The following is a 10,190-nucleotide window of genomic DNA, read 5'->3' as shown; positions in this document are numbered from 1 at the left end:
CTATGAGATCATCGCCGACATGTTCCGCGCCGCGCTCAGGCCCGGCACGCCGCTGATCCACCAGCCCGAGGCCACGGCCGCCGCCTTGGCGGGCTATCTGGAACGCCATCCGGAGATCGAGGCCGGCTCCAGCGGCGCGCGCCGCTTCCTGACCACCGGGCGGCCCGGCGCCCAGCACCAGCTGGTGGAGACCTTCTGGGAAGGTCCCTTGAGCTTCGAACAGGCCTGAGGGGGCGGGGTCCGGGGGCGCATCGGCGCTTGGGGAGAGAAGACGCTAACCCCGGACGTTAAGGCGGACTGGAAGTCGTCCGCCTCGACGCTCTCAATGTCTTCCGGGTCAGCCCCTGGGTCCAATCGATTGTTTTTGGAAATTCGATAGGCGCGGCCTATATTGCAGGCATGATCCTGCCCACCGTTCGCCAACTGCAATATCTCAAGGCCCTGGCCGAGCACGGCGCCTTTGGCCGCGCCGCCGAGGCCGCCCATGTCACCCAGCCCACCCTGTCGGCCGGCATCCAGGAACTGGAGCGCACGCTGGGCGCCCCAGTGGTCGACCGGGCGCGGACCGGGGTGATCCTGACCGCCGTGGGCGAGGCCGCCCTGCGCCGGGCCGCCACCATCCTCAACGAGGCCGAGGAGATGGTTCAGGAGGCCCGCCACGCCGGCCAGCCCCTGGCCGGACGCTTCCGACTGGGCGTGATCCCGACCGTCGCGCCCTTCCTGCTGCCGCGGGTCTTCCCCCTGCTGCGCGCGCAATATCCCAATCTGCGCCTGTTCCTGCGCGAGGACCTGACCCAGCGGCTGATCGCCGGCCTCAAGGCCGGCCAGCTGGACGCCGCCCTGATCGCCCTGCCGTATGAGACGGCGGGCCTGGATCTGGCCCATGTGACCGATGACGAGCTGGTCGCCGCCCTGCCGGCCAACCATCCCCTGGCCCAGATGAGCGCCACCCCGCCCGACGAGCTGGAGCGGGAGGAGATGATCCTGCTGGAGGACGGCCATTGCCTGCGCGAGCACGCCCTGGCCGCCTGCGGCCTCAAGGCGCCTCGGGCCAACACCGACGACGGTCCCTTCGCCGCCACCTCCCTGCCGACCCTGGTGCAGATGGTGGGCTCAGGACTCGGCGTCAGCTTCCTGCCGGCCATGGCCGTGGCCGCCGGTCTCACCGATGCAGCCGCCGTGACCATCCGGCCGCTCGCCACCGATCATCCCAGCCGCGAGATCGTGGTGGCCTGGCGCTCGGGCTCCAGCCGCGCGGCCGAGGGCCGGCTGCTGGCCGACATCATGCGCGGCGTGGTCGACCAGCCCCTGGCGCACTGAGGCCCCGCGCCCTTCGTTCCCAAGCCGACTTGTGTTCCGATATGTTTCGATATATCTATTCTTTCGATAGATCGAAATAGGAACGAAAACACACATGCACCGACACTTTGGTTTCAACCCCCACCGCGCCCGCCACAGCCGCGACGGCATGTCCGGCCATGGTGGTCACCACCATGGCGGACGCCGTGGCGGCGGACGTCCCCGCCTCGGCCGCTTCCTGGAGCACGGCGACCTGCGCTTCGTGCTGCTGGCCCTGATCGAGGAAGCGCCCTCCCACGGCTATGAGCTGATCCGCGCCCTGGAAGAGCGCACCGGCGGCGCCTATCGCCCCAGCCCCGGCGCCATCTACCCGACGCTCGCCCTGCTGGAGGACGAGGGCTTCGCCCTGCAGAGCGGCGGCGAGGGTGGTCGCAAGCTCTATGCGATCACCGACGCCGGCCGCGAGGCCCTGGCCGCCCAGAAGCCCGCGGTGGACGCCATCTTCGCCCGCATGAGTTCGGTGGGCGCCGACGACGCCGGTCGCGACAAGGTTCGCCGCGCCATGGAGAATGTGAAGACCGCGCTCAAGCTGCGCCTGGCCCGCGGGGCCAGCGACGCCGAGGCCGCCGCCGTGGCCGCCGTCCTCGACGAGGCGGCCGGCAAGATCGAACGCCTGTGAGGGGAAGCGACATGCACATCTCGACAGCCACGGTCGCCACCGCCCACGCGCAGCGCTACATGGTCCAGCTCTGCAAGCATTTCGGCCACAAGGTCACCGCCGAGTTCGATGACCAGAGCGGACGCATCGCCTTTCCCATGGGCGAGACTCGCCTGGCCGTCGCGCCCGAGGCCCTGGAGCTTTCGGCCCAGGCCGAGACGCGCGACGACCTCGCCCGCCTGGAGGGGGTGATCGCCAGTCACCTCAAGCGGTTCGCCTTCCGCGAGCCGGACCTGGCGGTGGACTGGCGCCCGACGCCCGCCTGACCCCCTTCAGGCCGGCAGGACGATGACCCCGTCCTCGTCGGCGAACAGCCGGTCGCCCGGGGTGAAGATCACGCCCCCGAAGGCGACCAGAACGTCAACCTCGCCCTGGTCGCGCCGCACGCTCCGCAACGGCATGGTCCCCAGCGCCTTGACGCCCAGGTCGAGGGTGGCCAGGACCGGGGCGTCGCGCACCGCCCCATGGACCACCACCCCGGCCCAGCCGTGATCCACCGCGCTCTGGGCGATCATGTCGCCCACCAGGGCGCAGTTCAGCGAACCCCCGCCGTCCACCACCAGCACCGCGCCGTTCCCCGGCGTGGCCAGGATGGCCTTCACCTTGGAATTGTCCTCATGGCAGGCCACCGTGCGGATGAGACCGGAAAAGGCCCTGCGCCCGCCCAGGTCGCGCATCTGCAGGCGCAGCACCTGGGCGGCGCCTTCATTCTCGTCGCTGAGGTCGGCGACCGAGGTCTGGGATTCCGGCATGGGGCGGGCTCCTGCATGGGATGGGCTCAATGGTTCGCTGATAGCCGCAGGAGGCATGATCTTCCAACCCCTTGCCAGGACCGGGCATCGCAGGGGAAACTGGTTGCGCCGCCCTCCCATTCTGGCGGCATACCATTTCATAGAGATCGCGGACGCCGCAACGAGCCGCGACCCTGCATTAGGGACGACGAACCATGTCCGACGAGACGATTTCCCTGGGCGCCCGCCTGGCTGACCTGGCGCGGGAAAAGCCCGACGCCCCGGCGGTCTCCTGTGGCGATGAAACCCTGACCTATGACCAGTTCCACCGGCGGACCAACCGCCTGGCCCGCGGCCTGATGGCGCTGGGGGTCAAGCACGGGGATCTCGTCACCCTGGGCCTGCCCAACAGCATCGGCTTCGTCGAGGCCTGCTGGGCCCTGTGGAAGGTGGGCGCGACGCCGCAGCCGGTGTCCTTCCGCCTGCCCAAGGCCGAGCTGGAAGCCATCATGGAGCTGGCCAGGACCCCCATCGTCATCGCCGCCTTCGACCATGCGATCGACAAGCCCCTGGTCAATATCGACGACATCGCCGCCAAGGCTGAGGACGACAGCGATCTGCCCGACGCCATCGCGCCGGTTTCCAAGGCGCCCACCAGCGGCGGCTCCACCGGCCGGCCCAAGCTGATCCTGGCCGGTCAGCCCGGCGTGACGGTGAAGGAGGCGCCCGAGGTTGGCGGCTGGCAGCTTCGGGCCGAGTCCGTCGCCCTGCTGCCGGCGCCGCTCTATCACAACGCCGGCTTCGGCATGATGATGTCGGCCATCAATATGGGCGCCCACATCGTGGTGATGCCCAGGTTCGACCCTGAGAAGACCCTGGCCGAGATCGCGCGCTGGAACGCCACCTGGGTTTACATGGTGCCGACCATGATGAACCGGATCTGGCACCTGCCTGAGGAGGTTCGCGGTAAGTACGACCTGTCGTCGCTGCAGACCCTCTGGCACCTGGCCGCGCCCTGCCCGCCCTGGCTGAAGGAGGCCTTCATCCACTGGCTGGGCGGCGAGGTGATCCAGGAGCTTTATGCCGGCACCGAGGCCCAGGCCTCCACCGTCATCTCCGGGACCGAATGGCTGGAGCACCGGGGCTCGGTGGGCAAGGTGCGCATGGGCGAGATGGTCGCCATGGACGAGGCCGGAAACCCCCTGCCGCCCCGGGAGGTCGGCGAGATCTATATGCGCCGTCCCGAAGGCGCCGGACCGTCCTACAAATATCTCGGCGCCACGGCCAAGACCCTGCCCGGCGGTTGGGAGAGCCTGGGGGACATCGGCTGGTTCGACGAGGACGGCTATCTCTACCTGGCCGACCGGCGCACCGACATGATCCTGGTGGGAGGCTCCAACGTCTATCCGGCCGAGATCGAGGCCGCCCTGGACGAGCATGAGGCGGTGATGTCCTGTGCGGTCATCGGCATTCCCGACGACGACCTGGGAAACAAGATCCATGCCATCGTGCAGGTCAGCCGTCCGACGACGGAGGCCGAGCTGCGGGACTATCTGTCGACCCGACTGGTCACCTACAAGCAGCCCCGGTCCTACGAGTTCGTCGATGAACCCCTGCGGGACGACGCCGGCAAGGTCCGCCGCTCGGCCCTGCGCGAGGCCCGCATCGAGGCGCTAAAGGCGCAACAGCCGGCCTAGGGCCAACTCCCATTCGTCGTCACCCTCGGGCTCGTCCCGAGGGTCCCTCGTCGGGGCGGGCGCGAGCTGCGCCAGGGACCCTGGGCACAAGGCCCAGGGTGACGGTGGTGGGGTGGGGACCCTGACTCAGACGACTGCAGGGATGACACCGCGCGCCTGCGCGGATAAGGCCAATCCCATTGATCAGAACCATAATCCGGGAAGGGACATGAGCATTAAAGGCCAGGCCTACATCATGGGCGCCTACGAGCATCCGCTCCGCGACGCGCCTGACAAATCCACCCCCCAGATCCACGCCGAATGCGCCAAGGGCGCGCTCGAAGACGCGGGCCTGACCAAGGACGACATCGACGGCTATTTCTGCGCCGGCGACGCACCCGGTTTCGGGGGCATGTCCATGATCGATTACATGGGCCTGCGGAATGTCCGTCACATGGACTCCACCGAGACCGGCGGCTCGTCCTACATCCTGCATGTGGGCCACGCCGCCCAGGCGATCGCGCAGGGCAAGTGCAAGGTGGCGCTGATCACGCTCGCCGGTCGTCCGCGGCAGCAGAAGTTCGGCGGTTTCGGCGGCGGCGGCCGCCCCGGCCAGCTGACCGACGGCCCGCCCGAGGCCGGCTTCGAGAACATCTACGGCGGCACCACCCACAACACCTACGCCATGTGCGCCGCGCGCCACATGTACGAGTACGGCACCACGTCCGAGCAGCTGGCCTGGATCAAGGTGGCCGCCAGCCATCACGCCCAGTGGAACGAGCACGCCATGCTGCGTGACGTTGTCACGGTCGAGGACGTGCTGAACTCGCCGATGATCTCCGACCCGCTGCACAGGCTGGACTGCTGCGTCGTCTCCGACGGCGGCGGCGCCCTGATCGTCACCAGCCCCGAGATCGCCGCCAGCCTGAACCGGCCCAAGGTGAAGGTCATCGGCGCCGGCGAAAGCCCCAAGGGGCCCATGGGCGGCCACGACCTGGACCTGACCCATTCGGGCGCGCTGTGGTCTGGCCCCATCGCCTTCGAAGAGGCCGGCGTGAAGCCGTCCGACATGAAGTACGCCTCGATCTATGACAGCTTCACCATCACCGTGCTGATGCAGCTGGAAGACCTGGGCTTCTGTGCGAAGGGCGAAGGCGGCAAGTTCGTCGCCGACGGCAACCTGATCTCGGGCGTCGGCAAGCTGCCCTTCAACACCGATGGCGGCGGTCTGTGCAACAACCACCCGACCAACCGCGGCGGCATCACCAAGGTGATCGAAGCTGTTCGTCAGCTGCGCGGCGAAGCCCATCCGAAGGTCCAGGTCCCCAACTGCGATCTGGCCATCGCCCACGGCACCGGCGGCTCGCTGGGCACCCGCCACGGCGCAGCCACCCTCATCATGGAACGGGAGTAGGTCCCATGAGCGACACCAAGACCGCGCCTGAGGCGCAAGCCCGCAAGATTCCCGCCCCGCCGGTGACCATCGAGTCCAAGCCCTTCTGGGACGCGGCGACCGAAGGCCGCTTCCTGATCAAGCGCTGCAATTCCTGCGGCAAGGCCCACTGGTATCCCCGGGCCATCTGCCCGATCTGCTTCTCCGACGACACGGTCTGGGAAGAGAGCCCGGGCGAAGGGGTGATCTACGCCCACTCGGTCATGCGCCGTTCGCCCACCGGCCCCTTCGCCATCGGCTATGTGACCCTGGACGAAGGCCCGGCCGTGCTGACCAACTTCGTGGACTGCGATCTCGACGCCCTGGCCATCGGCCAGCGGGTCAAGGTTAAGTTCCAGGAGACCGAGAACGGCCCGCCGGTTCCCGTGTTCAGCCCGGTTTAGGCTCCTCCCTTCTCCGTCACCCTCGGGCTTGATCCGAGGGTCCATGCGCACAGGCCTTTGGCTGGTGTTCATGGATGGCCCGGTCGAGCCGGGCCATGACGGGTGGGGTTGGTGCGACCGCCCTCGTCCTTCGAGGCCCTGCGGGCGCCTCAGGATGAGGACGGAATGAGACGCCCGCTCCCGTCTCCCTCATCCTGAGGTGCGAGCGAAGCGAGCCTCGAAGGACGCAAGGCCTCGCCCCTCGACACGGCCAAGCCGGCCGTGCGCTTATGGCGCCCGATGCGTTCCGATATCCTCCCCCGCTCGCCGCTGCGCCTGGTCGCGCCCCTCATCGCCGTCCTGGCGCTTTCCGCTTGTCAGGAGGGGCCGAGCCGTCCCGCCTGTCCGGCCGGCGAGACCTGCCTGGAGTTCGGCAACAATACCGAGCCGGCGACGCTGGACCCGCAGAAGAGCAACCTGGTCGACGAGTTCCAGGTGATCGGCGACCTCAATGTCGGCCTGACCACCGATGCGCCGGACGGCACGCCCATCCCCGCCCTGGCCGAGCGCTGGGAGACCAGCGCCGACGGCCTGGTCTGGACCTTCCACCTGCGCGAGGCCCGGTGGTCTGACGGCGCGCCCATCACGGCGGACGATTTCGTCTATGCCTATCGCCGGATCCTGGCCCCTGAGACGGCGTCGATCTACGCCTATCTGGTCTTCCTGCTGAAGAACGGCGCGGCGGTGAACGCCGGCGAGGCCGCGCCCGAGACCCTCGGCGTCCGGGCCATCGACCCGCGCACCCTGGAGCTGACCCTGGACCACCCGGCGCCCTACCTGCCGGAAATGCTCAAGCACCTCTCCTTCTTCCCGGTCCCGAAGCATGTGGTGGAAGAGCTGGGCGACGCCTGGGTGCGGCCGGGCGCCTATGTGAGCAGCGGCCCCTACCAGCTCGTCTCCTGGCGGCTCGGCGAATATATCGAGGTGAAGAAGAACCCCCAGTTCTGGGACGCCGAGCAGGTCTGCGTCGACACCATCCGCTACTATCCCACCCCTGATCAGGTGACCGCCGAGCGCCGGGTGGCGGCCGGCGAACTCGACATCAACACCGGCTTCCAGTCCAACCGCCTGTCGCGCATCAACGAGGCCATGCCCGGCCATGCGCGCACGCACATCTCCCTGGCCACCTCCTATCTGTCCTTCAACACCCGCGAGGTGGCCGCCTTCCGCGACGCCCGCGTGCGCAAGGCCCTGTCGGCGGCCGTGGACCGGGACTTTCTCACCGACAAGCTGCTGCGCGCCGGGCAGGTCCCGGCCTATGCCTTCGTGCCGCCGGGGACGGCCAACTATGTGGAGGACGGCCCCAGGGCGAGCTTCGCCGGCCTGGACTTCGGCGACCGTCAGGCGCTGGCCCGCCGGCTGCTGGCCGAGGCGGGCTACACGCCTGAGCGCCCGCTCTCCATCGAGATCAAGACCGGCAACACCCCCGACACCGTCCTGATCGTCCAGGCCATCCAGGCCGACTGGGAATCGGTGGGCGTCCATGTCCGGCTGGTGCAGAACGAGGGCCAGATCGCCTTCGCGGCCTATCGCCTGCGCGACTTCGAGGTCGGCGCGATGAGCTGGTACGCCGACTACAATGATCCGCTGACCTTCCTGGAGCTTCTGAAGTCCGACACCGGGGCGCAGAACTACGGCGACTATTCCAATCCCCGCTATGACGCCCTGCTGGCCGCCGCCAACGCCGAGGCCGACCTTGAGGCGCGCGCTGAAACCCTCGCCCAGGCCGAGGCCCTGATGCTGGCCGAAGACGCCCTCGCGCCGATCTATTTCGTGGTCAACAAGGCCCTGGTGAACCCGCGCGTCACCGGCTGGATGGACAACATCGCCAACTTCCACCGCAGCCGCTGGCTGTGCGTGGAAGGCGCCGGGCAGGGCGGCGCTTGACCCCCGCCTCCCGGCGCCTCAAAGGCCCGGCGTGAGCCAGACCCCGCCCACTGAGTCCGCGAGAGACGTCGCCGCCCCCGGCGAGCCTGCGCCCGCTTCGTCGCCCGCCCCCCGCCGCGGGGGCATGCTGCGCTCCTCGGTGATCTTTGCGGCGCTCACCCTGTTCAGCCGGGTGCTGGGCCTGGCCCGGGACCTGGTGGTCACCGCCAAGCTGGGGGCCAGCCTGACCATCGCCGCCGACGCCTATTATACGGCGCTGGCCTTCCCCAATCTGTTCCGCCGGATCTTCGCTGAGGGGGCCTTCGCCGCGGCCTTCGTGCCCGGCTACGCCAAGCGGCTGGAAGGCGAGGGCGAGGCGGTCGCCAACCAGTATGCGGCCGACGCCGCCGCCGGACTGGCGGTGGTGACCGTGGCCCTGACCCTCGTGGCCCAGGCCGCCATGCCTTGGCTGATGTACGTCATCAATCCCGGCTATGTGGACGATCCCGACAAGTTCCGGCTGGCGGTGATCCTGACCCAGATCACCATGCCCTACCTGCCCTGCATGGCCATCGCCGCCCTGTTCTCCGGCGTGCTGAACGCCCACGGCCGGTTCATCGTCTCGGGCTTCTATCCGACCATATTGAACGTGGTCATGCTGGCCGTCGTCTGGCCGCAGGGGGATGCGATTACGGCGGCCTATGCGGCCTCGGTCGGCGTCGGCGTGGCCGGGGTCGGCCAGGCGGCCCTGGTCATCTGGGCCGCCCGCAAGGCCGGGGCGCGAGTGCGGTTCGTGCGCCCCCGGCTGACGCCAGACATGAAGGCCCTGGTGCGCCGGGCCGTGCCGGCCGCCATCGCCAACAGCGCCACCCAGATCAATATCTTCGTCTCCGGCATCCTGGCCTCGCAGGTGGCCGGCGCCCGGGTCTGGCTGAACGTCGCCGACCGCCTCTATCAGCTGCCCATGAGCCTGGTGGGGGTGGCCATCGGGGTGGCCCTGTTGCCCCGCCTCTCCCAGTCCCTGCGCCGGGGCGACGGCACCGACGCCAAGCTGGTCATGGACCAGGGCCTGGTGTTCGGCCTGGCGCTCAGCCTGCCGGCGGCCGCGGCCCTGATGGCCATGCCGGTCTATCTGATCGACGGCCTGTTCACCCGCGGCGCCTTCGTCTTCGCCGACGCCGCGGCGGCCGGCGCCCTGCTGTTCCACTATGGCTGGGGGACGCCGGCCTTCGTCCTGCAGCGCATCCTGCAGCCGGCCTTCTTCGCCCGCGACGACACCAGGACCCCCATGCGCTTCGCCCTGATCTCGGTGGCGGTCAACATCGTGGCCGGGGTGGCCCTGTTCTTCGTGATCGGCGTGCCGGGCATCGCCGCAGCCACCAGCCTGGCGGCCTGGATCGCGGTGATCCAGATGCTGCTGGCCCTGTGGCGGCGGGGGGATTATCGGCCCTCGCCCCAGGTCATCTCCAAGATCTTGCGGGTCGCCGCCGCCAGCCTGGTCATGGGCGCAGGCCTGGCCTTTGCGGCGATGAACCGGCCGGCCATCGAGGCGGTGATTACGGGCCTCGACCTGCCGCTGATCGGCGCCAAGGAGATCGGCATCCTGACCCTCTCGGTGGCCGGCATGGGGGTCTATGGCCTGCTGGTTCTGGCCTTCGGCGGCGTCACGCGCGCCGAGCTGCGGGCCGCCATGACCCGCCGTGGCGGAACACCGGCCGCGCCTGTGGATCTGGGGTAGGTTGCGGCCAGGGCGCCGCCCTTCCCTGGCGTCTCCACCCCCACGGCGTCATGCTGGGCCTTGTGCCCAGGATCCCTCTCGACGCTTGCGCCTGCCCTCGACAGGGATGCTCGGCACAAGGCCGAGCATGACGGGGTTTGGGGTTAGGCGCGGCCTTCCAGGCTTGCCGCCCAGGTGTTCATGGACCCTCGGGTCAAGCCCGAGGGTGACGGAGGGGTGGAGGCGCGGTGGCGGGGCCTCGGGCGCACGCCCTCCACCCCTACGGCGTCATCCTGGGCCTTGTGCCC

9 protein-coding genes and 1 pseudogene are annotated in these 10,190 nt (G+C 69.2%); 9 read left to right on the top strand and 1 reads right to left on the bottom strand.

What is annotated here, in order from left to right; genetic code table 11:
- The 4 genes and pseudogenes from V7702_RS15225 to V7702_RS15210 all read left to right on the top strand — a co-directional run.
- Positions 1 to 229: pseudogene (locus tag V7702_RS15225) on the top strand (glutamate racemase); the annotation flags it as partial.
- Between the two features lie 170 nt (positions 230 to 399).
- Positions 400 to 1,320, top strand: a complete 921-nt coding sequence (locus tag V7702_RS15220) for a hydrogen peroxide-inducible genes activator (RefSeq protein WP_335650931.1) — start codon at positions 400 to 402, stop codon at positions 1,318 to 1,320.
- Between the two features lie 94 nt (positions 1,321 to 1,414).
- Positions 1,415 to 1,978, top strand: a complete 564-nt coding sequence (locus V7702_RS15215; protein ID WP_335650930.1) for a PadR family transcriptional regulator — start codon at positions 1,415 to 1,417, stop codon at positions 1,976 to 1,978.
- Between the two features lie 11 nt (positions 1,979 to 1,989).
- A complete protein-coding gene (locus V7702_RS15210) occupies positions 1,990 to 2,283 on the top strand; it encodes a DUF2218 domain-containing protein (protein ID WP_335650929.1) in 294 nt (97 codons plus the stop codon).
- A 6-nt stretch (positions 2,284 to 2,289) separates the two neighbouring features.
- On the opposite strand, the gene rraA is transcribed toward V7702_RS15210, so the two are convergent.
- A complete protein-coding gene (rraA, locus tag V7702_RS15205; RefSeq protein ID WP_335650928.1) occupies positions 2,290 to 2,769 on the bottom strand; it encodes a ribonuclease E activity regulator RraA in 480 nt (159 codons plus the stop codon).
- A gap of 194 nt (positions 2,770 to 2,963) precedes the next feature.
- Here rraA and V7702_RS15200 point away from each other — a divergent pair, with 194 nt between their 5' ends.
- From V7702_RS15200 to murJ, 5 genes are all read left to right on the top strand, one after another.
- Positions 2,964 to 4,445, top strand: a complete 1,482-nt coding sequence (locus tag V7702_RS15200; RefSeq protein ID WP_335650927.1) for an AMP-binding protein — start codon at positions 2,964 to 2,966, stop codon at positions 4,443 to 4,445.
- 208 nt (positions 4,446 to 4,653) lie between these two features.
- Positions 4,654 to 5,838, top strand: a complete 1,185-nt coding sequence (locus tag V7702_RS15195) for a thiolase domain-containing protein (protein ID WP_335650926.1) — start codon at positions 4,654 to 4,656, stop codon at positions 5,836 to 5,838.
- Positions 5,839 to 5,843: 5 nt separating this feature from the next.
- Positions 5,844 to 6,260 carry a Zn-ribbon domain-containing OB-fold protein gene (locus tag V7702_RS15190; RefSeq protein ID WP_335650925.1) on the top strand — a complete coding sequence of 139 codons (417 nt, stop codon included), beginning with the start codon at positions 5,844 to 5,846 and terminating at the stop codon, positions 6,258 to 6,260.
- Positions 6,261 to 6,539: 279 nt separating this feature from the next.
- On the top strand, positions 6,540 to 8,186 hold the full coding sequence (locus tag V7702_RS15185; RefSeq protein WP_335650924.1) for a peptide ABC transporter substrate-binding protein: 1,647 nt from the start codon (positions 6,540 to 6,542) through the stop codon (positions 8,184 to 8,186).
- A 31-nt stretch (positions 8,187 to 8,217) separates the two neighbouring features.
- Complete coding sequence (murJ, locus tag V7702_RS15180; RefSeq protein WP_442958425.1) at positions 8,218 to 9,903, top strand: murein biosynthesis integral membrane protein MurJ; 1,686 nt, start codon at positions 8,218 to 8,220, stop codon at positions 9,901 to 9,903.
- Positions 9,904 to 10,190: the final 287 nt, after the last annotated feature.

The organism is Phenylobacterium sp. (assembly GCF_036963605.1).
Taxonomy (GTDB): domain Bacteria; phylum Pseudomonadota; class Alphaproteobacteria; order Caulobacterales; family Caulobacteraceae; genus Phenylobacterium.
This window is presented reverse-complemented; position numbering and strand designations above follow the sequence as displayed.

Coding starts and splice junctions, on each gene's coding strand:
- V7702_RS15220 (WP_335650931.1), top strand. CDS start 400: ATGATCCTGCCCACCGTTCGCCAACTGCAATATCTCAAGGCCCTGGCC.
- V7702_RS15210 (WP_335650929.1), top strand. CDS start 1,990: ATGCACATCTCGACAGCCACGGTCGCCACCGCCCACGCGCAGCGCTAC.
- V7702_RS15185 (WP_335650924.1), top strand. CDS start 6,540: ATGCGTTCCGATATCCTCCCCCGCTCGCCGCTGCGCCTGGTCGCGCCC.
- V7702_RS15195 (WP_335650926.1), top strand. CDS start 4,654: ATGAGCATTAAAGGCCAGGCCTACATCATGGGCGCCTACGAGCATCCG.
- V7702_RS15190 (WP_335650925.1), top strand. CDS start 5,844: ATGAGCGACACCAAGACCGCGCCTGAGGCGCAAGCCCGCAAGATTCCC.
- V7702_RS15215 (WP_335650930.1), top strand. CDS start 1,415: ATGCACCGACACTTTGGTTTCAACCCCCACCGCGCCCGCCACAGCCGC.
- rraA (WP_335650928.1), bottom strand. CDS start 2,769: ATGCCGGAATCCCAGACCTCGGTCGCCGACCTCAGCGACGAGAATGAA.
- V7702_RS15200 (WP_335650927.1), top strand. CDS start 2,964: ATGTCCGACGAGACGATTTCCCTGGGCGCCCGCCTGGCTGACCTGGCG.